Origin of the sequence: Corynebacterium sp. LK14, assembly GCF_008042215.1 — a bacterium.
Lineage (GTDB): Bacteria > Actinomycetota > Actinomycetes > Mycobacteriales > Mycobacteriaceae > Corynebacterium > Corynebacterium striatum.
Map to the genome: position 1 here is coordinate 109963 of NZ_NOVQ01000012.1, position 23009 is coordinate 132971.

Annotated in this window: 18 protein-coding genes; 6 read left to right on the forward strand and 12 right to left on the reverse strand. The window is 60.9% G+C overall.

The genetic code is table 11. The features are described from left to right. Nucleotides 1-25: 25 nt before the first annotated feature. The 4 genes from CHU71_RS07990 to CHU71_RS08005 are packed head-to-tail and all read right to left on the reverse strand — an operon-like array spanning nucleotide 26 to nucleotide 7616. Nucleotides 26-2611 (reverse strand): AAA family ATPase, encoded by a 2586-nt coding sequence (locus tag CHU71_RS07990; protein WP_147760734.1) that lies wholly within the window; start codon nucleotides 2609-2611, stop codon nucleotides 26-28. 3 nt (nucleotides 2612-2614) lie between these two features. Then, a complete protein-coding gene (locus CHU71_RS07995; protein ID WP_147760735.1) occupies nucleotides 2615-3712 on the reverse strand; it encodes an exonuclease SbcCD subunit D in 1098 nt (365 codons plus the stop codon). Nucleotides 3713-3732: 20 nt separating this feature from the next. Next, nucleotides 3733-4575: a hypothetical protein gene (locus CHU71_RS08000; RefSeq protein WP_110333308.1), complete on the reverse strand. Its 843-nt coding sequence runs from the start codon at nucleotides 4573-4575 to the stop codon at nucleotides 3733-3735. Then, nucleotides 4575-7616, reverse strand: coding sequence for a DEAD/DEAH box helicase (locus CHU71_RS08005; RefSeq protein WP_005531979.1), 3042 nt, complete (start codon nucleotides 7614-7616; stop codon nucleotides 4575-4577). The genes CHU71_RS08000 and CHU71_RS08005 overlap by 1 nt, the downstream gene beginning before the upstream one ends. Before the next feature lie 237 nt (nucleotides 7617-7853). Between CHU71_RS08005 and putP the strand changes: the two genes are divergently transcribed. The 3 genes from putP to CHU71_RS08020 all read left to right on the forward strand — a co-directional run bounded on the left by putP (nucleotide 7854) and on the right by CHU71_RS08020 (nucleotide 10498). Then, the gene (gene putP, locus CHU71_RS08010; RefSeq protein WP_147760736.1) at nucleotides 7854-9416 is read left to right on the forward strand and encodes a sodium/proline symporter PutP; all 1563 of its coding nucleotides are present in this window, start codon (nucleotides 7854-7856) and stop codon (nucleotides 9414-9416) included. A 64-nt stretch (nucleotides 9417-9480) separates the two neighbouring features. Further along, entirely contained in the window at nucleotides 9481-10017 is a 537-nt protein-coding gene (locus tag CHU71_RS08015; protein ID WP_052953135.1) for an HNH endonuclease family protein, read from the forward strand. A gap of 37 nt (nucleotides 10018-10054) precedes the next feature. After that, the gene (locus CHU71_RS08020) at nucleotides 10055-10498 is read left to right on the forward strand and encodes a DUF2269 domain-containing protein (protein WP_147760737.1); all 444 of its coding nucleotides are present in this window, start codon (nucleotides 10055-10057) and stop codon (nucleotides 10496-10498) included. A 291-nt stretch (nucleotides 10499-10789) separates the two neighbouring features. Here CHU71_RS08020 and CHU71_RS08025 read toward each other — a convergent pair whose 3' ends face one another. Next, complete coding sequence (locus CHU71_RS08025) at nucleotides 10790-12826, reverse strand: DEAD/DEAH box helicase (RefSeq protein WP_005531973.1); 2037 nt, start codon at nucleotides 12824-12826, stop codon at nucleotides 10790-10792. A gap of 234 nt (nucleotides 12827-13060) precedes the next feature. On the opposite strand from CHU71_RS08025, the gene CHU71_RS08030 reads away from it, so the two are divergent. Further along, a complete protein-coding gene (locus CHU71_RS08030) occupies nucleotides 13061-13909 on the forward strand; it encodes an SGNH/GDSL hydrolase family protein (protein WP_147760738.1) in 849 nt (282 codons plus the stop codon). On the opposite strand, the gene hutI is transcribed toward CHU71_RS08030, so the two are convergent. From hutI to CHU71_RS08055, 5 genes are all read right to left on the reverse strand, one after another. Then, the gene (gene hutI / locus CHU71_RS08035) at nucleotides 13906-15084 is read right to left on the reverse strand and encodes an imidazolonepropionase (protein ID WP_147760800.1); all 1179 of its coding nucleotides are present in this window, start codon (nucleotides 15082-15084) and stop codon (nucleotides 13906-13908) included. The genes CHU71_RS08030 and hutI overlap by 4 nt on opposite strands. Before the next feature lie 14 nt (nucleotides 15085-15098). Beyond that, entirely contained in the window at nucleotides 15099-16775 is a 1677-nt protein-coding gene (hutU, locus tag CHU71_RS08040) for a urocanate hydratase (protein ID WP_147760739.1), read from the reverse strand. Nucleotides 16776-16939: 164 nt separating this feature from the next. Further along, nucleotides 16940-17179, reverse strand: a complete 240-nt coding sequence (locus tag CHU71_RS08045; RefSeq protein WP_222709850.1) for a hypothetical protein — start codon at nucleotides 17177-17179, stop codon at nucleotides 16940-16942. A 1-nt stretch (nucleotide 17180) separates the two neighbouring features. Beyond that, nucleotides 17181-18734 (reverse strand): histidine ammonia-lyase, encoded by a 1554-nt coding sequence (gene hutH, locus CHU71_RS08050; RefSeq protein ID WP_147760740.1) that lies wholly within the window; start codon nucleotides 18732-18734, stop codon nucleotides 17181-17183. 78 nt (nucleotides 18735-18812) lie between these two features. Then, nucleotides 18813-19520, reverse strand: coding sequence for an IclR family transcriptional regulator (locus CHU71_RS08055; protein WP_147760801.1), 708 nt, complete (start codon nucleotides 19518-19520; stop codon nucleotides 18813-18815). Between the two features lie 98 nt (nucleotides 19521-19618). Between CHU71_RS08055 and hutG the strand changes: the two genes are divergently transcribed. Beyond that, nucleotides 19619-20551 carry a formimidoylglutamase gene (gene hutG / locus CHU71_RS08060; protein ID WP_062039024.1) on the forward strand — a complete coding sequence of 311 codons (933 nt, stop codon included), beginning with the start codon at nucleotides 19619-19621 and terminating at the stop codon, nucleotides 20549-20551. A gap of 40 nt (nucleotides 20552-20591) precedes the next feature. Here the strand turns inward: hutG and CHU71_RS08065 are convergent, their stop codons facing one another. Together CHU71_RS08065 and CHU71_RS08070 are read right to left on the reverse strand one after the other, a co-directional pair. After that, complete coding sequence (locus tag CHU71_RS08065; RefSeq protein WP_239238765.1) at nucleotides 20592-21026, reverse strand: hypothetical protein; 435 nt, start codon at nucleotides 21024-21026, stop codon at nucleotides 20592-20594. A 98-nt stretch (nucleotides 21027-21124) separates the two neighbouring features. After that, on the reverse strand, nucleotides 21125-22471 hold the full coding sequence (locus CHU71_RS08070; protein ID WP_147760741.1) for a YjiH family protein: 1347 nt from the start codon (nucleotides 22469-22471) through the stop codon (nucleotides 21125-21127). 133 nt (nucleotides 22472-22604) lie between these two features. Between CHU71_RS08070 and CHU71_RS08075 the strand changes: the two genes are divergently transcribed. After that, complete coding sequence (locus tag CHU71_RS08075; RefSeq protein WP_147760742.1) at nucleotides 22605-23009, forward strand: (deoxy)nucleoside triphosphate pyrophosphohydrolase; 405 nt, start codon at nucleotides 22605-22607, stop codon at nucleotides 23007-23009.

Genomic DNA, 23009 nt, shown 5'->3' on the forward strand with positions numbered 1-23009 from the left:
ACACATTCGTTTAGGTATTAGAAAGCTATCCCTTTAACGCTTCTATATCCAGTTCTACCCTGCTGGGTACACGTGCATATCGCTGTGGCATGCATGTTAACACCAATACTTGGGAGTGCTTGGCCACTTGAGCAAACAACGTGGCCATAAGGTTGAGTCGAGTCGAGTCGGTAGATCCAAGAGCATCGTCAACAATAACGGGTACTCCGTCATCTTGCACCAATCCCGCTATTGCAAAGCGCGTAAGAATGGCCATCTGTTCCTTGGCCCCGCCCGAGAGGGAACCAAGATCTACGGTCTGACCATCGCGGCTGCGCGCCGTGACCACAAGCTCCTCAGAAAGTTCGAAATCCACGTCGCCACCGAAAACCTTACGGGCGAGCCCGTTGAGCTTGGTGACGAAGGGTTGCGCGTAGCGCTGACGTGCCGCATCGCGGTGCGTGAGCAAGTGCTCCCGCAGGTATCGCGCTGCGTTGGCACGCTTTTCCACCGCGGCCAGCACTTCCCGGGCAATCTCCAGTTCTGCGTTCGCAGACTCGAGGCGTTCCGCCACGCCCGAGTGCATCTCGATGCGGCCTGAGTATTCACGCATATCACCATCCGCATCGTGCACGGTGTTGTGCAGGCTCCGGACCTGTTCCTTGGCCCCCTCGTAAAGCGCAAACACAGTATCGACGTCCACGGCGCTAAGTTCGGCCAAGACTCCGCGTTGCCGGGTGAGCTTCTCCTCCGCCGCTGCAACCGCAGAGTCCAGCACTGCGTCCGTTGCCACTTCCCTAGCCTTCTGCAGCGCTGCGTCGGCTGAATCATGATGCTCGGCGGCCGCCTCATGACGAGCCTGGGCACCGGCCAACGCCGCTGCTGTCGAGCTCTCCCGGTACGGAGCAAGTTCCTTCTCAACGCCGGTTACAGCAACGCGTGCCGCCTCCTCTGCTACCTCCGCATCCCCCAAAGAAACTCGCTCCTGCTCGCCCTGTTCCTCCAGCTCTGCTACCCCTTCAAAGCTGTCCGCTTGGGCCGCATATCGGGCTTCTAGCTCGCCCAAATCATCGGCGCCAAGAGCAGCCTTAAGCTCCCGCTGTGCCTGCTCCACGGAACTGCGCAAACGCTGGTACTCGTCGTTTTTCGCGCGGGCTTCCTCGACCGACTCGCAGCCGGCCGCATCCAAAAGTTCCGCGAGACGAGCCCGCACATGTTGCAGGGTATCTTCTGATGCCTCACCTGCACCAGCTTGATACGTCGCGCGCAACGCGCCGAACTCGAAGGCCATTCCGTCGCGCAGCTGAACGGTGTCGTCGCTGGCGTCGGCAGAAGGCACAGTTCGCTCTTCACCGTCGACGACGAAGGCGCCCTCACCGCTAAACACGAGCTTGGCAGTGGCAGCGGCGTGAACGCGTTCCTGGACGGTTACCTCAGTGGTTGCTTGTTCAAGCGCGCGCAGATCGCCCACCTCAGGCGCCTCGGCAAGTTGACTGCGGCGACGCTTGAGCTCAGCGTCGAGTTCCTTTAGCCCCGCAAGGCGCTGCCGCAACGCCTCCCACTGCTTTTTCTCATGGTAGCGGCGCGCAAGCTGCAGTTGCTTGCGGGCAGCTTCATAAGACTTCTGTGCCTCGGCGAGCTTGCCTGCAAGCTGCTCACGGACTTCCTCTTCCTGCGCGGTGCTCAGTTTAAGCTCCTCGACCTTGGCCGCCAAGGCCTCGACTGCCTCTGCTGCGCTTGCCACGTCCTGTGCCATCGCGCGGCGCCGCTCCACGGCCTCGCGTGCAGTCTCCAGTTCAGCCTCGGCACGAGAAAGCTCTGCTTTTTGAGCCTCGATCTTCTCCAGTGCTGCTCTAGCCTCCGCGACCTCAGTTTCGCGCTGGGCGAGTTCTGTCTCAGCGGCCGGCAAAGCCTGCTCAGCCTCCGCCTTGGCTTGCTGGGCAGCTTCGTGTTTGATCACGACGTCGTCAAGTTGGCGTAATGCCTGCTCAGCATCTTGTTGCACGGACTCGGCCTCGCTCACCCGGGTCTGCGCGTCCTTGTATTCCTTGGCCGGCGCCCCGGTCCGTGCGGTGAAGTACTTCTCGTATTCCTTCTGTACTCGCGTGATGAGCTCGGAGTCCTCGGCCACAGCGGTGTCCATCCCGGAAGCAGATTCCAGCGCACTGGTCACCGATGGAATGCCGACCGCAGCCACGCCGGAACCTAGGTCATCCTGGCGCAGGAAGAGGGCGTCGAGAAGCTGGCGATCCAGATGCTCTGAGAGGATTCGGTCGAGCTCGTCATCGGCCGCGCCGCCGGTAAATTGCGCGGGGCGCGGTTCAAGAACGTGGAGCTCAGAGATCTTCTTCTTCAGCCACCGCTTGTGAATGCGGAAGCGATACGGGCCCACGGTCGCCTCAAGTCTGACCTCCGGTGATGCATCGCGATGCACCGGCTTGAGCGCCTTAATCTTCTTCGAGGCGCCCGAGTGCTTCTCCGTCAGTACGGTGTCAATGGCCTCAACGATGGTGGACTTTCCGGCCTCGTTCTCGCCGTGGATGACCACCACACCTGTTTCCGGAAGCTCGTCGACGCGCAGGTGCTCAACGCCGCGGACGTTGTGGATCTCAATGGAGTGAAGTCGCATCATAGCCTAGGCCTCCTTTGCGGTGAGTCGGAACAACAGGTTGGCGGCATCACGCGCAACCGGGTCATCAAGATTGCCTACCAGGTCGGCCAAGGCGTCGGCGGCAAATCCATGCAGGTCAAGGTTGGCCAGCTCCTCCTCCGACGGGGCAAGGTGCAAATCCATGGTGCGCTCACGCGGGCGCAGCGAAGCAAACACCGGCTCCAGATCCGCCAGTCCCTGCTCGAGCCGCGCCTGCGCCTCCAGCCCCACGGTGCCGCGCAAGCCATATTTCACAGCCGTGCGCCTCTTGTACGGCAGCTCATCGACTTCCTTCAAGAAACGCTCCACGTCTTCCATGGAGTTCACGTCGGCCTCCAGCACCCGGAAGTGCCAGCGGCCCACGCGATGCTTGACGACGTCGACCTCTCCCCCGTCGACCGTCACTATCAGCGCATTGCCTGAGTCACGCTCGCGGTCATCAAAGGCGGTGGTCTCAGGGCTGCCGGAGAACCATACCCGGCCGCTTGAGCCCAGCTCCTGCGTGGAGTGGGTATCCCCGAGGGCCAAGTAATCAATGACGCCCGCCTCGATTTGTTCCTCCACGAAGCGCAGATCGATGACGTCCGCTTCCGAATCGCGCGCCTCGACCTGGCCGTGACCTACCGCAATACGCACGCCGTCGTATGGCTCCAGCGGGGCAAGCGCCTCGCGCACCAAGTCATAGTTGGCCCGCTTGGTCAGATACGGGGCGCCAACGATTTCTACTCCAGGACGAAACTCAATGGGTGCAAAGTCCGCGATGACGTGAACATTGTCAGCAAATGGCTTGCGCAACACCGAATCAGCCACGAGTGGATCGTGGTTGCCGGGCAAGAGGTAGACCGGCACCGGCAGGTTGCGGAAGGTCTCCTTCGCGCGGCTCAACGTGTTCTTGCTCAACGCATTATGCTCGAAGACATCACCGGCCACGACGATGAACTCCGCGCCCGTCTCGCGCGCCAGCTCGCCAAGACGCACCACGGACTCCATGCGGTCGTCGTTAAAGCGTGCCTGGGCTTCCCCCTCCAGAAACCACCGCGTCATGCCTAACTGGAAATCAGAAGTATGAATGAACTTGACCATGAGTTTCCCCCTTTTAAGAATCAGTGCGTCAGATGATAGTAGAGGTCCTCGACATCAGAGACCGCTCGAAGCAAATCTATGTTCGTATGGCTTACTGCACGCATGGCTTTTCGCAGCAACTCTGGGTCCGAATCATCCACGGCCGGCGCCACCTTTGGCCGCGGCATATCGGGCAGTTGCCGCCCGCCCCAGAACAGCTCATTGCGCTCCTCGGTAGAAAGCCCCGCTCCAGCAAAACTATCCTCCGAGACAGCCTTGGCCTGTTCCATCACGGACTGCTCAAGGCGTCCAAAGTCGAGCCCACGCAGGGCAAAGACGACGGAGGAATCCGCGTCGATGCGGGTAGCCAAGCGGTCCGCCACCGCGATCACGTGCTTACACACGTACACCGGGTCCGGGCAGGTGCAGGAAAAGCGCATGTCGCTTGGGTCCTCAGCGATGAGGATGTCGAGCGCTTCCTCGCTAAGCAGGCCGTCGCGCGCATTAGCAATGGAGTTCGGCGTGCGGGCAAACATCTGGCTCAGCGTCGCGATGTCATCATTAGTGCGATACGGCACCTGAATGAGGACGGTAAAGGGCTCGTTCTGCGAGCCGGCCACCTTGCCGTGAACGGCACCGTTGCGCACGTCCAGGCCCACAACATGACCGCCAGTTGCGTATTGCCGGCCGCGCGTAATGCGCCCGCTGTCCGCGTCCTTGTTCACAAAGGACACGATGCGCGTGGCAGCCGGAGACATGCTGTGCACGCGCGAGACGCGGCCTACCTCCTCCGGGGAGGTCACGCGTTTGCGCGCACCAAAGTTGGCGTAGATGACGTTATCTTCTGAGCCCTTGCCGGAATTACCCGAGGTATAGCGCGCCATTAGTCAGCCTCCTTGTAGCTCATCAACTGGGCCAGCTGCTCGGGATCGAGTTCCGTGAGCCAGCCCTCGCCCTCGCCCACCACGGCGCCAGCAAGATGCATCTTGCCGTCGAGGATGTCCTGAATAGACTCCTCCAAAGTACCGGCGGTGATCATCTTGTACACCTGCACGTTGCGCTGCTGACCAATGCGGAACGCGCGGTCGGTGGCTTGGTTCTCCACGGCCGGATTCCACCAGCGGTCCATGTGCACGACAATCGACGCCGCCGTCAGGTTCAGGCCCGTGCCACCCGCCTTGAGCGAGAGAATCATCGCCGGCGGGCCGTCCGGGGATTGGAAATCTTCCACCATCTGGTCGCGTTTGTTCTTGGTCACGCCACCGTGCAGGAAAGGAATCTCGCGCCCTAACTGCTGGGTGAGATAAGGCTGCAAGATGTCACCGAATGCCTTGTACTGCGTGAACACGAGGATGCGCTCCTCAGACTCAATCGCCTGGTCCACGATCCGCATAAGCTCCTCGACCTTGCCCGAGCGATGCTTGCCCTTCAACGTGACCGAGGAACCGTCGCCCAGGTAGTGCGCCGGATGGTTACAAATCTGCTTGATGCGAGTCAAAGACGCTAACACCAGGCCGCGCCGCGACATGCCCTCGCGTGTCTCCAGTGCCTTTTGCACGTCGTCGACAAGCGCCTTGTACAAGGCCGCCTGCTCGGGGGTCATCGCGACGGTGATGATCTGCTCGGACTTCTCCGGCAGGTCATCGATGATATTCGGGTCCGTCTTCAGGCGACGCAAGATAAACGGCGCGGTAAGCAGGCGCAGGCGCTCGGCCATGGTGTCGTCGTTCTCGCGCTCGATGGCCTTGGCAAAGTGATTGCGGAAGAAGGACGCACTGCCCAGCACGCCAGGATTACAGAAGTCCAGGATGGAGCGCATCTCAGAGAGGCGGTTCTCCACCGGCGTGCCTGTTAGCGCAATGCGGTGGCGCGACGGCAGCGAACGCACGGCTTTCGACGAGCGCGTGGCCGCGTTCTTGATCGCCTGCGCCTCGTCGAGCACCACGCGATCCCACTCGACCTTGCCCAGCGTGAGGAAGTCGCGTCCCACGGTGCCATAGGAGGTAATGACGAGGTCTGCGGACTCGGCGGCCTTGACCAGCTCTGTCTCTTTAAGTCGGTTCGAACCATGCTGGACCAACACCTTCAGGTGCGGGACGAACTTCGCGGCCTCGCGCGCCCAGTTGCCCACCACGGAGGTAGGCGCCACCACGAGGGTGGGCTTGACCTCGGGGTTATCTTGATGCTCGACAGCAAGCAGGGTTAGCAGCTGCAGGGTTTTTCCCAAGCCCATGTCGTCGGCCAGCACCGCGCCAATATTGTTGCGGGACATCCAATAAAGCCAATCCACGCCGCGCCGCTGGTACTCGCGCAGCTCGGCATTGACGGTTTCTGGAATCTCGATGCGCGCGGGTGCCACGGTGTCCATGCCGCCCAGCAGCGAAGCGTGCCACGTCGAGCCGGTGAACTCCACCGGTTCTTCAGCCATGGATTGCAAGGCCAGCTCGCGCAGCTCCGCCACGGAAACCTGCGCGGTCTCACCGTCGTTGAACTCTTTGAGCCGTTTTTCGACGTCCGCCACCAACGCCTGCCAGCCCGGTTGCTCCAGCTTCCGCGCCATCTCTGCGGCAGCGGCCAGGCGCTCGAGCTCCTTCTGTTTGCGCTTGCGAGCCGTCTCCGCGAGCTTGTCCATATACTCCGAGATCTTGGACAGCGCCTGCGTGTCAGCCATGACCCATTCGCCGCGGAGGCGAATAAGCCCGGACTTAGACTGCACCAGCTGGCGCATCTCTTCTTCGCTCAGATCGGTGTCGCCTACGGACAGGTGCCAGTCATATTCCACCAGCTTGTCCATGCCCAAGTGCGCCTTGGTAGAGCCCTCAGCGGGATCGCGGACCTCGCGGGTCTCCAGCTTGGCCTTGGTCTCCATGTGCGCCCATGCCTTGGGCAGCATGACGGTAAAGCCAGCCGCCTTGAGTGCGGACACGTCCTTGGCGATGAACTCCACCAAATCATCAGTGCCCAGGAATACGTCCCAGTCACCCGCGTCATAGTCAGGGATTCCGGAGGACTCGCGCAGGCGCGGCGCCAAGGTCAGGGCCTTGCGCTGTGAGTTCCGTAGCTTCTCCACGCTGCCCCTATCGAGCTGATCCAACACGATGGGCTGTGGTGCGTCGGTGCCGGAGCGCACCTGCACGCGAATCGGCCACACTGAGGTCTCAGGGTCCTCATCCTTGGGCGGCTCCTCCACGATGAAGACGAGCTGCAGGTCCACCGAAGTAATCGAGTCTTTCCACTCGTTGAGGCCGCGCAGCAGCTGCGCACGGCCCTTTTTCACTGGCGACGTCGTCAACATCGCCTGCGCAAAGTCGTGCCACGGTGCCGGGCGCGGGGCGTCGGCAAGCGGGCGTAAAACCATAAACGCAATCCAGTGCGTCAGTTCATCCGCCATGTCATCGGACAAGGCCCTGTTATTAATTGTCAGAATGCCAGGCGCCGCCGCGAGCATCTCCGCGAGCCAGCCACGCTCACCCAAACCAGAGGCCAGCTGCCACATGGGGTACCACTCGCCTGCCTGGTAGGCCAAGCGGATCGTCACGCGTCCGGCACGCACAAACTTGCTAAGCCCACGGTAGACGCGAATAAGCCACAGCAGGTCTGGGGCGATGGTTGCCTTCTGCTCGGGCGTGGCGGCCTGACTTAGGGAATCGAGGAACTCCAGCTTGGCCAGAGTGGCCACGGCCTCCTCGGGCGCAAACATCGCCATGGGCACCATGAGGGAGACGTCCTTGCCCTTGGGCGTGCGCAAGGAAACTCGCGCTCGATTACGGAAGGATTTCTTGCCCAAAATTGTTTCGACTGCCTCAGGAAAGGTCCCTTCGGGAACGGCGGAAGGCATAACAATTTTGTGCCCTTCTACCTGCTCAATCCATAGACTAAGTCCCGAAACTGGGAGCCACAGGCCATGGATAAGGTAAGAAGCCATAGCTGCCAGTCTAGCAGCGCACCATTTGGGGGCATGTTTTGAGGTTTTCGAGCAATTATTGCCGCCGAACGCAATCGTTATCTCCTCGTTATAACTTTGCGTTTACACTGTTAAAACATTACAACCAGCTGTGCGCAGGGCGACTTCTTGCCAACAAATCCCCAGAAAAGCATTGGGTTGTTACCCACGTCTCGTTAACGTGGGATGGTCCTACTCTCAAACTTCGAGGAGAAATCAGTGCAAGATTCCACCTGGTACGTCGTGGCGATGATTATCTATCTGCTCGCGATGGCCGCCATCGGTTTCTGGAGCTACAAGCAAACAGATCAGTATGACGACTATGTTCTCGGCGGCCGTGGGTTGCACCCGTTCGTTGCAGCATTGTCTGCTGGCGCATCCGACATGTCCGGCTGGCTGCTCATGGGCCTACCCGGCGCCCTGTTCCTGACAGGCATGTCTGAGCTATGGATGGCCATCGGCCTACTGGTTGGCGCATGGGCCAACTGGAAGTGGGTGGCGCCGCGTCTGCGCTCTTACTCTGAGATTGCCGGCAACTCGATTACGGTGCCGTCCTTCTTCGAAAACCGCCTCCACGACAAGTCCCGTCTGCTGCGTGTTCTTTCCGCGGCGATCATCATCTTCTTCTTCACCTTCTATGTCTCTTCGGGCATGGTCTCGGGTGGCCGCTACTTCGAGTCGACCTTCGGCGGCGATTACCTCGTCGGCATGCTCATCGTCGCGGCAGTGACGGTGTTCTACACCTTCGTGGGCGGCTTCCTTGCTGTTTCCTACACCGATACCGTGCAGGGCTTGCTCATGTTCGCTTCTCTCATCATCGTCCCGATTATGGCCATCATGGCCTTGGACGACCCAGGCCAGATCTTCAGCTTCGCCGCTAACAATCCCTACGCCACGGGCGGTGTGATTGAGAACCCCAACTACTTCTCGCTCTTCTCCGGTGTTTCTGCCGCGGTCATCATCGGCAACCTGGCGTGGGGCCTGGGCTACTTTGGACAGCCGCACATCATCGTGCGCTTCATGGCACTGCGCAAGCCTTCCGACGCCCGCGCCGGCCGCTTCTACGGCATCGGCTGGATGCTGCTTTCCCTGATCGGCGCCGTCTTCGTTGCGCTGGCCGGCACGGTTTTCTTCACCCAGACCAACCACTCCATTACTGACCAGGAAAACTACGAGACCATCTTCCTGGACATGGCGCAGGTCATGTTCCACCCACTGTTCGCAGGCCTGGTTCTGACTGCAGTTCTGGCAGCGATCATGTCCACCATGTCCTCCCAGATGCTCGTGGTTTCCACCTCGCTGATTGAGGATCTGTTCCTCATCTTCGCAAAGAAGAAGCCATCCCAGGACGTGCTGATCAACCTCTCTCGCACTGCGGTTGTGGGCATCGCAGTCATCGCGGCAGTCCTGGCGATTAATCCTTCCGATTCCATCCTGGGCTTGGTCGGCTTCGCTTGGGCTGGCTTCGGTTCCGCATTCGGCCCGCTGGTGCTGCTGTCCCTGTACTGGAAGCGCCTGAACTCCACCGGCGCGATTGCCGGTATGGTGACCGGTGCCATCGTGGCTATCGGCTGGGGCATGTCGCCACTTTCCGACGCCCTTTATGAGCTCGTCCCAGGCTTTGCCATCTCCCTTATCGCCACGGTTGTGGTCTCCTTGGTCACCAAGGCTCCAGAGCCAAAGGTCATGGCCGAGTTCGAGGAAGCCTCCAAGCTTGCCAAACTGGTGGAAGAAAACAAGAACTTAGACTTCGAGCAAGCTGCTGAGCGGGTTCAGAACTAACTTCCCCCCACAAGCTTCTATAGCCACGGAACCGCGCACCTGTCCGCTTCAGTCTAAATAGTGCATGAAGCACTATTATCTGGCCGGGCTGTGCGCGGTTTCTGCGTTGTGGGCCCTCAATTTCTGGGCTCCGGGGCCTCCCCTGGGCGTGAGCACTACCCCGGAGCGCGTGCGCATCTTGGGCTACGACCGCGAACTCTTCGGCGGCTGGCTGCCCTCCACCAAGGACACTGTTCGCGCTGCACAGACGACGCCAATGGGGCTTGCGGATCCGTACTCCGGGCTGCACAATCCCCCGGCCGTGGAAATCGACCACGTCTTTCCGCTCTCGGCGGCGTGGGACATGGGGGCGTGGGGTTGGGATAATAAGCGCAAGGCGGAGTTTGCCAACGATCCTTTGAACCTCGTGGCCACGGACAAGGCCTTGAACCAAGCAAAGTCTGACTCTTTGCCCTCTGAGTGGCTCCCGCCTGCTAACCGATGCGACTACGCGCGGCGCTTGGCTGCAGTCGCGCGCAAGTATGAATTAGCGCTACCCGCTGCAGATGTGCGCACGATGCGGCGGCAATGTCGGTTCGATTTCCGGCTGCCCAATGGCTAGACTGCCTGTGAACCCCATGACTTTGTGAAAGGCATCCATGTCTAGTTTTCTGATCATTCTTCACGTTCTCGCTGCAGTCTTGCTCATCGGTCCGGTGTGCGTTGCTACCTCTGCATTCCCCGGCCAACTGTTAAACGCGGCAAAGGGCGATCAGGCTGGTAGTGGTGCGACACGCGTTCTGCACAACATCACCAACACTTACGGCTACATTTCCGCTATTGTGCCGGTGCTGGGTATCGCGGTGTTCCTGACTGACCTGGCTGCATATAAGTCCGATATTCAGTTCCACATTGCAATCCTGCTCGCCGTCATCGCATGGTGCCTGCTCTTCTTCCTAATCATCCCGAAGCAGAAGAAGGCCGTCGCCGCACTCGAGGGCGCTGGCGCTGTTGACGTGGAGGGCACGAAAAAGCAGCTGTCTGCTTTCTCCGGCATCTTCAACTTGCTCTGGATGATCTGCGCAATCCTGATGTTCATCTAAGACACCCAAGCACTCAAGCCGCGGTCTTCGGACTCGCGGCTTTTCGCGTTTTCCGGTAAGTCCGTGCCTGGCCCAGGTGCCCTCCCCTCCCTAGGAAACCCAGACCTGGATACCCAGAACCCCAGCTCGCCATCCGAGCACCAACCACGGCCACGATCCGCGACCTCAGGCTCTGGGTTTCCAAGGTTGTTGTTTTAGAAAAGAGCCCGCTACAAAGCTCCGATTATGCGCAGCAAAAAGGCGCCACCTCCCCTGTTTCGGGGAAGGCAGCGCCTTCGTCAGCTCACGTTACTAGTCGCGCCAACCGCCACGGCGGTCATCACGGCGTCCATGTCCGCCACGGTCGTCGCGGTCGCGGTAACCACCACGGCCACGGTCGTCACGGTCACGGTAACCACCGCGACCACGGCCGCCGCGGTCATTGCGGTCGCGGTAGCCACCACGGCGGTCGTCACGACGTCCGCCACGGTCACCGCGGTCATCGAAGTCACGGCGCGGCGGGCGGCCAGTGTCCTTTGCGATGTTGATCAACTGACCAGAAATGCGGGTGTCCTTCAGACGGTCCAGCACGGCCGGGTCGAGGTTCTTCGGCAGGTCAACCAGGGTGTGGCCCACCGCAATGGTGATGCGGCCGAAGTCCTTGGAGGACAGGCCGCCCTCGTTTGCCAGCGCACCAACGATGGCACCCGGGCGCACGTTCTGGCGCTTGCCCACGTCCAAGCGGTAGGTCTCAAAGTCGCCATCCGGACGGCGCGGGCCACGGTCGCGGTCACGGAAGCCGCCACGTCCACCGCGGTCACCACGGTCGCGGCGATCCCCACGATCAAAGCGGTCACGGTCACGGCGGTCGCGCTTCGGCGCTGGCTGTTCCTTGAGCAGGAAGTCCTTGCCGCCCTGCAGCTGCACTGCGAGTGCCGCAGCAATATCGTCCATCGCAACGTTGTTGGCAGCGGAGTACTCGCGAACCATATCGCGGAAGAACTCGAACTGCTTATCGCCTAAGGACTCGCCGATCTTGGCCAAGAACTTTTCCTTGCGCTTCTCGTTGACTGCGTCAGCAGAAGGCAGGTCCATTTCCTCAAGGCGAGCGTTGGTCACGCGCTCAATGGAGCGCAGCATGCGGCGCTCACGCGGGGTCACGAACAGGATTGCCTCACCAGTACGTCCTGCACGGCCGGTACGGCCAATGCGGTGAACATAAGATTCGGTGTCGTTCGGGATGTCGTAGTTAACCACGTGGGTAATGCGGTCAACGTCGAGACCACGTGCTGCAACGTCGGTAGCCACGAGGATGTCCAAGCGGCCATCCTTGAGCTGGTCAACGGTGCGCTCACGCTGCTGCTGGGCGATATCGCCGTTGATGGCAGCAGCGTTGTAGCCAGCGTCGCGAAGCGAATCTGCAACCTCTTCGGTCTCGTGCTTCGTACGGCAGAAGACGATGATTGCGTCATACTCGATGACCTCGAGAATGCGGGTGAACGCATCCATCTTCTGACGGTGCGGGGTCAAAAGGTAACGCTGGGTGATGTTGTCGTTCGTACGACGCTCGGATTTAACAGTAACCTCAGCAGGATCGTTGAGGTACTGCTTGGACAGGCGGCGAATCGAGTTCGGCATGGTTGCCGAGAACAGCGCGACCTGCTTCTCCTCAGGAGTATCTTCCAGAATGCGCTCAACGTCTTCCTGGAAGCCCATGTTCAGCATCTCGTCGGCCTCATCGAGGACCAAGAAGCGCAGCTGGGAAATGTCCAGGGAGCCCTTCTCCAGGTGGTCGATGACGCGGCCCGGGGTGCCGACGATGATCTGTGCGCCACGGCGCAGACCAGAAAGCTGAATGCCGTATGCCTGGCCACCGTAGATGGGCAGCACCTCGATGCGGCCTAGGTGGTCAGCAAAGGACTGGAAGGAGTCTGCGACCTGCAGGGCAAGCTCACGCGTGGGCGCGAGGACGAGCGCCTGTGGGTGGCGGACTTCTGGGTCAACCTGGGATAGAACCGGCAGCGCGAAAGCTGCGGTCTTACCGGTACCCGTCTGGGCGAGGCCCACGACGTCGCGGCCTTCCATCAAGATCGGGATGGTCTGTTCCTGAATTGGGGATGGCTGGGTAAAGCCGACCTTCGCAACCGCCTGCTGAACTTCTTCTGGCAGGCCGAGAGTTGCAAACCCCTGGGAATTGTCGTTGGCTGAAGTATCTTCAGCGCCGGTGTCCTCAGGGTTATTCGCAGCCCCGGTGGTTTCAACGTCACCTTGCGAGATTTCCTGAGATTCCGACTTATTGAATTCTTCCGGCTCGTTTACGCCGCCGGTGGCGTTATCGGTAATGCTCATTGCTCGTCCCACAGTACGTTAAACATTGCGCATTAGCTATTGAACGAGCTAAACCCATTCGAAAGGTGTGCACAAACACATAGACCAGCGAGGCACCGAACGGTCACACAACCCCGCTGTGGCAGGCGATTTATACGCGCAGCTTACCGACGTCACCTGCCAGGGCGCCGTCGTTTCCGACGTCTTGGAGGCCCACGAGGGCTTGAATCATGAGGGAACAGTACAATCGCCCGCATGACACACCGCGCGCGAACTATTGGACCCCTGCTTGCTCTTGTCTTAGCTGGCAGCGGGTGTGCTTCTGCGCCGGAGAATTCCCCCGCCCCGCAGGACGCGCCGGCGCAACAACTCAGCTATGTAGCACTCGGTGATTCTTATGCGTCGATGGGAACGCGCCAAGGCCCGCACTCGGGGCCACGGTGGTGCGAGCGCGCCACGGACAACTACCCCACCAAGCTGCAAGAGCTCACCGGGATGCAGCTCAATGACCTGACGTGCCAGGGTGCATTGACCGATCATGTGCTGGGTCCGCGGGCGGATTTGCCGCCACAAATCGATGCGGTGGATTCGACGACGGATGTGGTGACGTTGTCGATTGGCGGCAACGACGCGGGATTCGGCGTTCTGACCAGCTGCGCCATGAACACCAGTGGCCTCAACTGCGCGGAGCTACACGGGGCGGAAATCGACGCCGCGCTGGCCGCGCTGCCCGCGAAGTTGGACGGCGTCTACCGGGAGTTGGAGCGGCGCGCGCCACGGGCCAAGGTGTATGCCACGGGATATATGCCGTTGCTTGCCGACGCCGACACCGGGGCAACGTGCCCTGAAATCGCCAAGGTCAGTGACGTGGACCGGCTGTGGTTCACGCTGAAAATTTCACAAATCAACGTCGAGGTGGAAAAGGCTGCGCTGCGCGCCGGTGCGCAGTACGTGATGCCGCCTGAGATAGAGAAACACACCGGCTGCGCGCCCGCGGATCAACGCTGGGTTGATCTCGCGGGCACCGAAACTGGTGCGTTTCCGATGCACCCTACCCCGCTGGGGCAGGAGGAAATGGCCAAGACCATCGCGGCCTATCTCTAAAAGGCGCGTTTTCCTGCCACGTAGGTTCGCCACGTCATCGGCATGCCTGGGCGGTATGCCAGGTGGATGGCGCTGGGTGCGTCGAGGACGTGGAGATCGCCTGCCGCGCCTTCGACGATGGTGCCCTTGGCTGGGCGGCCTTGGGCGTCGACGCCACCGCCGACGTCGTGGCGACGCAAGGCTTGCGCGCCGCCATAGGTTGCGGCACGGATCGCCTCATCCAAAGAAAGGTGCTGCTGCAAGACTGCGGTGGTAACGCAGAAATTCATCGACGAAGTGTACGAGGTGCCCGGGTTGAGGTTCGAGGCGATGGCCACGGTTGCACCGGCATCGAGCAGACGCCGGCCCGGTGCGAGGGGCTCACGGGTAGACAGGTCGCAGGCAGGCAGCATGGTGGCCACGGTGTTCGAGGAAGCAAGCGCCTCGACGTCCGCGTCGCTGAGGTAATTGACGTGGTCGACGGACGCTGCGCCCATTTCGACCGCGAGCGCCACGCCGGGGCCTTCCCCTAGCTGATTGCCGTGCACGCGGACGCCAAGGCCGCGCTCGATGCCGGCGGCCAGGACGCGGCGAGACTGCGCCTCGTCGAAGGCGCCGCGCTCGCAAAAGACGTCAATCCACTGCACATACGGGGCGACGCCGTCGAGCATGGGGCCAACCACCTCGTCGAGGTATGACTCGGCCTGAGCTCCTGGCGGGACGAGGTGTGCACCAAGGAAGGTAACGTCGTCGACGTGGCGGGAGGCCACCTGTGCGGCGAGAATCTCGGACTCGGTGTTAAGGCCGTAGCCGGTCTTGGTCTCCAGCGTCGTGGTGCCGCCCTTGTGAGCAGCCGCGATGCGGTCGATGAGGAGGGCTTCGAGGCGCTCCTCACCTGCCGAACGCGTGGCATCCATGGTGACAGCAATGCCCCCTGCTTGGTAGGTACCTCCACCCATACGAGCTTCGAATTCGGCGGAGCGATCTCCGTCGAAAATCATGTGGGTGTGCGAGTCCACCCAGCCCGGCAGGACGGCACGGCCGCCGAGGTCGACGGCGTCGTCAGCCGCAGGTGCCTTGTCCGCCGGGCCCACCCAGGAGATGGTGCCGTCGGTGACCACAAGGGCGGCGTCGTTAAGCGTGCCCGCATCACTAACCGTGCGCAGTTCAGAGATTCCAGTAAACAGGGTGCTCATCGTCATTTTCGCTCCTAGTCGCGCGCCTTGAACTCCATTGGGATGCGTACGCCGCGCTCGTCGGCTACTTCTTTGGCGCGAGTGTAGCCTGCATCCACGTGGCGGATAACGCCCATGCCCGGGTCGTTGGTGAGCACCGCGCGCAGCTTGGCGGCGGCCAGCTCGGTGCCGTCGGCCACGGAGACCTGGCCCGCGTGGATGGAACGGCCCATGCCCACGCCGCCACCGTGGTGGAGCGAGACCCAGGTAGCGCCGGAGGAAACGGCAGTCATGGCGTTGAGCAGCGGCCAGTCAGCTACGGCATCGGTGCCGTCGAGCATGGACTCGGTCTCGCGGTATGGGGAGGCCACGGAACCGGAGTCTAGGTGATCGCGGCCGATGACGATTGGTGCGGAGATCTTGCCGTCGCGGACCAGCTCGTTGAAGAGCAAGCCAGCCTTGTGGCGCTCGTTGTAGCCCAGCCAGCAGATACGTGCCGGCAGTCCTTCGAACTCGACGTACTCCTCAGCGGCGTCGAGCCAGTTGTGCAAATGCTCGTTGTCCGGGAAGAGCTCCTTGAGAGCTTGGTCGGTGACCTTGATGTCCTCTGGGTCGCCGGACAGCGCTGCCCAGCGGAACGGGCCAAGGCCCTCGCAGAACAGCGGGCGGATGTAGGCCGGAACGAAACCTGGGAACTCGAAGGCGCGCTGGTAGCCAGCGTGACGAGCCTCGTCGCGGATGGAGTTGCCGTAGTCGAAGACCTCAGCGCCTTCGTCCTGGAACTCCACCATGGCCTGGACCTGCGCTGCCATGGACTCGCGTGCCTTCTTGGTGAAGGTGGTCGGGTCAGCCTTGGCCTCGTTGTGCCAGTCTTCCACGGTGATTTCGGTTGGCAGGTAGGACAGCGGATCGTGCGCAGAGGTCTGGTCGGTGACCACATCTACGGTGAACTCGCCAGCACGCTGGCGGCGCAGAACCTCAGGGAATACTTCTGCGGCATTGCCCACGAGACCAACAGACAGCGGCCGCTTGTCCGCCTTCGCGGCAAGCACGAGTTTGAGAGCCTCGTCCAGGTCGGTGACAACCTCGTCGAGGTAACGCTTGGACTGACGGCGCTTGAGGCGGGTCTCGTCCACGTCCACGATGAGGCAAGCGCCGCCGTTGAGGGTGACGGACAGCGGCTGTGCGCCGCCCATGCCGCCGCATCCGCCGGTAAGGGTGAAGGTGCCGGCGAGGGTGCCGCCGAAGCGCTTGCGAGCGACAGCTGCGAAGGTCTCATAGGTGCCCTGCAGGATGCCCTGGGTAGCGATGTAGATCCAGGAGCCGGCCGTCATCTGGCCGTACATCATGAGGCCCTCGTCCTCGAGCTTGCGGAAGTGCTCCCAGTTAGCCCAGTCGCCCACGAGGTTGGAGTTGGCGATGAGAACGCGCGGTGCCCACTCGTTGGTCTTCCAGATGCCTACCGGCTTGCCGGACTGCACGAGCAGGGTTTCGTCGGACTCGAGATCCTTAAGGGACTCTACGATGGCATCGAAGGCTTCCCAGCTACGTGCGGCACGGCCGGTGCCACCGTAGACCACGAGGTCCTCGGGACGCTCGGCAACCTCTGGGTCAAGGTTATTCATGAGCATGCGCAGCGGGGCTTCGGTCTGCCAGGACTTGGCGGATAGTTCAGTTCCGCGCGGCGAGCGTACTTCACGTGGTTGAGACATGGTGAGGATTCCTTTCGCTTGTGCTTTCGACGCCCTCCCAAGCCCCCTAGGCCGGTATCCCGGGGCTGTCCCCGAGGGCTTGTTTGGCGTCACAGGTCACAACCTACTGTGATCCACAGCTATGCGACAGGCCACAAAACCTCAGACTGTCTCGCATATGAGACTCACTCGGCGTGGTCTACCATGTCCGCGCGGCGACCGTCCGGGTACTGGTTGGCCGAAAACATCACCATGGGTGGATCGAAGGTGAGGTTTTGCCACTGGCTATAGGGCGCGATGTTTTCGCGGCCTTCACCGTCCACGCTAGAGAGCCAGCCAATGGGGCGCGGTACCGTGCTGGCTTTAAAAGGGGAAAACGGCAAGGGGTTGGGCTCAGATTGTGGGCGCCAAGAGATGGTCGACATATTAATCACGCAGCTTTCCAGTAGCATTCTCGACGGCTTCGACAAGCGCGCCCTCCTTGACCAGGCGCACCGTCTCTTCGATTTCCGGGGACAAATAGCGGTCTACACCTGGGCCCTTGATGGTCTCGCGCAGCTTGGCAATCACCGCGCCGGTTCCCTTAGCCGGGGTGCCCTCGCGCATGTCGATGGCGCGGGCGGCGGTGAGGATTTCTATGGCAAGCACGCGCTGCAAGCCGTCAACGGCCTTGCGCAGCTTGCGCGCTGCGGACCAACCCATGGACACGTGGTCTTCCTGCATGGCAGATGATGGAATGGAATCGGCCGAAGATGGGTTGGCCAGGCGCTTCAATTCGCTCACAATGCCGGCCTGGGCGTACTGGGCGATCATGTGCCCGGAGTCAACACCGGGGTCGTCGGCAAGAAAGGCGTTCAGCCCGCGGTTGCGCGCCGGGTCCAGGAACCGGTCGGTGCGGCGCTCAGAAATGGAGGCCAAGTCCGCGGTGACAATTGCCAGGAAGTCAAGCGCATAGGCCACCGGCGCGCCGTGGAAGTTGCCGTTGGAGACCACGCGGCCATCTTTGGCCACCACCGGGTTATCCACAGCGGCGGCAAGCTCGCGTTCGGCCACCTGTGCAGTGTGGCTCAAGGTATCGCGGAAACCGCCGGCGACCTGCGGGGCGCAGCGCACAGAGTAGGCGTCTTGTACCTGATTCTTCTTGAACTCCTCGAGGGCCGATTCCAGGATCTCAGATCCCTCGGCCACCTGGAGGATATTCGCGGCGGCATCGGCCTGTCCTGGGTGCGGGCGCAGCTGCTGGAGGTCATCGGCAAAGACCACCAGGGTGCCGAGCAGGCCCTCCACTGTCATAGCGGTGGCAATATCGGCGGTCTTTGCGGCCGCGCGCAGGTCAGTAATGGCCAAGCAGAGCTGGCCAAGCATGCCATCGGTGCCGTTGATAAGAGCTAGGCCTTCTTTCTCGCGTAACTGCAGCGGCTCAATGCCGGCTGCGGCCAAGGCTTCGCCCGCATCCTGCAGCTCGCCATTCACGCGTACCTCGCCCTCTCCCAACAAGGCCAGTGCACAGTGAGCAAGCGGCGCCAAATCGCCGGAGCAGCCCAGCGAGCCATACTCGCGCACCACCGGCACAATGCCGGCATTGAGGGCCTTGGCATACGTTTCCACCACTACGGGGCGCACGCCGGTGCGGCCGGTGCACAGGGTGGACAGGCGCAGCAGCATCAGTGCTCGGATGACTTCTTCTTCTACTTCCGGGCCGGTGCCCGCAGCGTGCGAGCGCACCAGCGAAAGCTGCAGCTGGGCGCGCATCTCTTCCGGGATATGGCGGCGGGCCAAAGCGCCGAAACCGGTGGAAATCCCGTAGACGGGAGTCGGATCCTGCGCGAGTTCTTCAATGCGCTCCCGGGTGGCGGCCACCTCTTCGAGCGCCTCAGGCGCAATCTCGACCTTCGCCCCATAGCGGGCAACAGCAACGACGTCCTCGATGCTCAGCGCGCCGACATTTACGGTCACGGTGGTTGGGTAGGCGTTAGGCATGGCAAAAACTCCTTTAAAAAAGGGATCAATAATTTCGATGTGTCACGCGACAGCCTAACGCGATGAATGTATGCTACCTCACTTTTTGCGATTGCGGTACATTTTGGCCGCCACCTTGTCTGATACCTCCAACAAAGCTCGAATAAGGGCGTCTACCTTCACATCCGGCGTCCCTACCGGATACGTCACCGCCACCGCTGCCGCCGGACGCTCCAAGTGATCCAAGATAGGCACCGCCACAGAGGCCTGACCGCGGCTAATTTCTTCAATCTCCTGGTCCCACCCGCGTGCAGCTACCAAACGCAAGTGTTCTTTCAACGCGTTAAAGCCGCTACCTCCCGCAGTATCAAAGGCGGCACGCACCTCCGCATCAGGCAGATGCGCCAGCATCACGCGCCCCGACGCCGTCTTATGTGCCTGCAGGCGCACCCCCACCTCAGTCACCAAGGAGGTAGCACCCGCCGCACGCACCTCCTGCAAATACAAAATTTCTGAGCCGGCCATACGTGAGAGGTGCCCCGATCCACCCACCAGCGCCGCACACTGTTCCAAGTCCCGAGTGGCCATACGCACCAAGGGCTGCTGCGTCACATAGGCCGAAGCCATGGAATACGCGGCCAGCCCCAAGCCATACGTCTTATGCTCCGGCAAATGGACTACAAAACCAGCATCAACCATCTCCGCCAGCAGGTGGTACGTAGATGAGCGCGGCAGGTTAAGCTCTCCTTGAATGCGGGCGGCAGATATAGGGACGTCGATGGTGGACAAAAGCCTGAGGATCTCCATCGCGTGACGCGCCGCGGGGACTCTGTTGGTACTCACGCTTAGTGATTGTAGGCAGAGTTTCCTGTCACATTCCGCGGTTTTACCTAACATCGAAAACCATGAACACTGAAACAGCTGAACTTTTCACCCCCGCCCCCGAATGGTCCGGCCGTTCCGATGGCCCGGGCCCAGAGCACGCGCGCTGGCATAGCGTTATCAACCAGTCGGCTACTTCCCCAGCTCCAGTGACTCTCTTGGGCTTTGCTTCCGATGAGGGTGTGCTGCGTAATGGTGGGCGCCAGGGTGCAGCCGCAGGCCCGGCTGCGCTGCGCTCCGCGCTTGGCTCCTTGGCGGTGCACCATGAGCATGCGCTTGCCGACGCCGGCACGATCACCACCCAGGCCGATGACCTCGAGGGTGCCCACGACGCCCTTTCCGATAAGGTGCAAGAACTCGTCGCGGCCGGCACCCTCCCCATCATCCTGGGCGGCGGGCACGAAACCGCCTTCGGCTCCCACCGCGGCCTGTATCGCGCGGTAGGCGCCACCAAGATCATCAATCTCGACGCCCACTTCGATCTCCGCCGCGCGGACCAGGCCACCTCCGGCACCCCGTTCAAGCAGATTTCGGAGCTTAGCGATGACTTTGATTACACCGTGCTGGGCATCTCCCGCCCCAATAACACCAAGGTGCTTTTTGATGAAGCCGAATCTCTCGGCGTGGCCATCACTTTGGATGAAGAGCTAACCAACCTCACCCCGGCCGAGTGCGGCGAACTTGCAGCCCGCGCCACCGAGGGCAAGGACAAGGTTCACTTGTCCATCGACCTCGATGTCCTGCCGGCTTCTACCGCGCCGGGCGTATCCGCCCCGGCATCTCTGGGCGTGAGCTATGAGCGTATCCGCGCCATGGCCGTAGCAATTGCGCGGACGGGCAAGCTGGCTCTGGTGGACGTCGTCGAGCTCAATCCCACCTTTGACATAGATAACCGCACCGCCAAAGCAGCGGCGCGGCTTATCGATGACATCGTGACGGCCCACCTCACTAGCTAAACGCCAACGGCGTTGGGGTTTACCCGGGCCGTGCAGTTTATCAGGTAGCTTTCTTACTCATCCAACGTTGGACTCCCCACCACATAGCGGGAGTAAAGGCAACAGCGATGAGCCAGTAGACAAGCCAGAAGCTACCCGCTAAGCCAGTCACCACAATGCCTATGAGAAGCAAAAGCGCTGCGCCAACGCTCGCGGTGACACATTGTGTGAAACTGCGCCGGTCGTCTTTGGGCCCTTTGCGAGTGCTGGCGCCAGAAACTTTCTGGTCTACGAATCCAATAATGTCTTTGCCGAAGACAACTGAGAATGCAATATAAAAGGCCGCGAAGCCGTGCATGAACTCGGCCCTACCGCCTTGACTCAGACTCACGTAGAAAAATACTAAGAGCAGCAGGTCGATAATTGGGGTCGCGGCCATAAGTATCAAGCCAAGTTTGCGCAGATTAAACACGTAGCGCAAGAGGCAGCCAGCCACTAAGCAAAGCCAAAAGGCTACCTCAGCTGCGATAGTGGCTATAAGCATCATTTCCCTCCAGCGATATAGATCCTCTTACCTGTCTTGGGCTCAACTTATCAAAAAAGCAGGTGGGCAATCGGGGTGGCGATGAGAATGGTCAGCGCTACACGCTCAAACCAAATGATGACCAAGTGAGTCAGCTTCACCGGAATCTTGGTTGCCAGGATGCACGGCACCAATGCGGAGAAGAAAATAATGGCAGAGACTGCCACCACGCCGATGACGAACTTGAGGACCATGCTGTCGCTGCCTGCCACTGCGGTGGCGGGCAGGAACATCTCCGCAATTCCCATGGCCGCGCCCTTGCCCGCCAGTACCGGCTCCGGCAGCCGCACTACCCACGCAAATGGGTAGAACAGGTAGCCAATCCACTCGAAGATGGGCGTAAAGCGCGCCAGCAGCAGGCCAATAAGACCCACCGACATAATGGACGGCACAATGGCCGCCGCCATGCGCACACCATCGCGTAGGTTCTCCCAGATGGACTCCCACAACGACGGTGCGCGTTGCAGCGCCAGCATCGCCTCGCGCCACGCGTTTTTGATGCGCGAGCCTTCTACCGGCTTTTCCGGATCCGGGTGCGCATCCGCAAAATACTCGTCCGGAATGGTGCGCAGCGGCGGAATCCGCACGGTAATGGCAGTAACCACAAAGGTCACGATGAGCGTGACAATGAAGTATGTGCCCCATACCTTCATCAAGTCGAGCTGCTTGGCCACGATGACCATGAAGGCCGCAGAGACCGTCGAAAAGCCGGTGGCAATAATCGCTGCCTCACGTCCGGTGTATCCGCCCTTTTGGTAGACGCGGTCCGTGACCAAAATTCCCAGTGAATATGAGCCCACGAACGAGGCCACTGCATCAATGGCAGAGCGCCCCGGCGTCTTCCACAACGGCCGCATGATGGGCTGCATGAGCACGCCGACGAACTCCAGCAGGCCAAAGCCAATGAGAAACGCTAGGAACGCACCACCAATAGGCACGATGAGGCCTACCGGAATGGCAATGGAGTTCCACAGGAACGGCACCAAGTCCTCGTCACCGAGCACCCACGGCAGCGCATCGATGACCATAAGAAACGAGATCACCGCACCGACAATATTGAGCACCGCAAAGACTGCCTGAAGTGCGCTTTCTTTAAATGCGCCGGAAGTAAAACTTCGCACCGTTCCGTACACGGCCAAGGCAAAGATAGTCCACGGCACCGCCGCTGGAATCCCCTCACGCATCATCGTGACCATGTGGTCCAAAGGGATGGAGCGCTTTTCCTGATATGTCACCGGCAGGAAGAATACGAACGCGCCAATCGCGCTATATAAAAAGAGTTTCCACCGTCCCCCAGGCTGCGGGATTTCCCCGTCATGACTCTGGTGGGAGGAATAAACCGATTCGGTAGAAGTCACAGTAAAACCGTCCCCTCAAGCTTGCATACAAAAATCAAGCCCGCGTGACAGCCTTACGCGAACATTGGGGACATGTTATCTAAGTAACAGCTCAGTGTCTAGACGTTTTCTTGATCCAAGGCACAATAGAGTCATGTCTAATCCTATCCGCGTCGTGGGCGCCGTCTTCGTCGATGAAGAACGCACACAGCTTTTAGCCTTCCGCAAGAAGCCCGGCACTTCCCTTGCTGGCATGTGGGAATTTCCTGGCGGCAAGATCGAACCCGGCGAAGCCCCAGAGCATGCACTCGCGCGCGAACTTAAGGAAGAACTCGGTATCGAAGCCACCATCGGCGAGAAGGTCACTACCACCGTGCACGAGTACGATTTCGCCACCATCGAGCTCACCACCTTCTATTGCACCACCACCGCCTCCCTGCCAGCCGACGCCCTCAGCCTCACCGACCACGACGCCACCCGCTGGGTCAACATCGCTGACGCCCTCGAACTCGAGTGGGCTCCGGCGGACGTGCCTGCGGTAGAGCAGCTCTCCTCTTAA

Coding starts and splice junctions, on each gene's coding strand:
- CHU71_RS07990 (WP_147760734.1), bottom strand. CDS start 2,611: ATGATGCGACTTCACTCCATTGAGATCCACAACGTCCGCGGCGTTGAG.
- CHU71_RS07995 (WP_147760735.1), bottom strand. CDS start 3,712: ATGGTCAAGTTCATTCATACTTCTGATTTCCAGTTAGGCATGACGCGG.
- CHU71_RS08000 (WP_110333308.1), bottom strand. CDS start 4,575: ATGGCGCGCTATACCTCGGGTAATTCCGGCAAGGGCTCAGAAGATAAC.
- CHU71_RS08005 (WP_005531979.1), bottom strand. CDS start 7,616: ATGGCTTCTTACCTTATCCATGGCCTGTGGCTCCCAGTTTCGGGACTT.
- CHU71_RS08015 (WP_052953135.1), top strand. CDS start 9,481: ATGAAGCACTATTATCTGGCCGGGCTGTGCGCGGTTTCTGCGTTGTGG.
- CHU71_RS08020 (WP_147760737.1), top strand. CDS start 10,055: ATGTCTAGTTTTCTGATCATTCTTCACGTTCTCGCTGCAGTCTTGCTC.
- CHU71_RS08025 (WP_005531973.1), bottom strand. CDS start 12,826: ATGAGCATTACCGATAACGCCACCGGCGGCGTAAACGAGCCGGAAGAA.
- CHU71_RS08030 (WP_147760738.1), top strand. CDS start 13,061: ATGACACACCGCGCGCGAACTATTGGACCCCTGCTTGCTCTTGTCTTA.
- hutI (WP_147760800.1), bottom strand. CDS start 15,084: ATGAGCACCCTGTTTACTGGAATCTCTGAACTGCGCACGGTTAGTGAT.
- hutU (WP_147760739.1), bottom strand. CDS start 16,775: ATGTCTCAACCACGTGAAGTACGCTCGCCGCGCGGAACTGAACTATCC.
- CHU71_RS08045 (WP_222709850.1), bottom strand. CDS start 17,179: ATGTCGACCATCTCTTGGCGCCCACAATCTGAGCCCAACCCCTTGCCG.
- hutH (WP_147760740.1), bottom strand. CDS start 18,734: ATGCCTAACGCCTACCCAACCACCGTGACCGTAAATGTCGGCGCGCTG.
- CHU71_RS08055 (WP_147760801.1), bottom strand. CDS start 19,520: ATGGAGATCCTCAGGCTTTTGTCCACCATCGACGTCCCTATATCTGCC.
- hutG (WP_062039024.1), top strand. CDS start 19,619: ATGAACACTGAAACAGCTGAACTTTTCACCCCCGCCCCCGAATGGTCC.
- CHU71_RS08075 (WP_147760742.1), top strand. CDS start 22,605: ATGTCTAATCCTATCCGCGTCGTGGGCGCCGTCTTCGTCGATGAAGAA.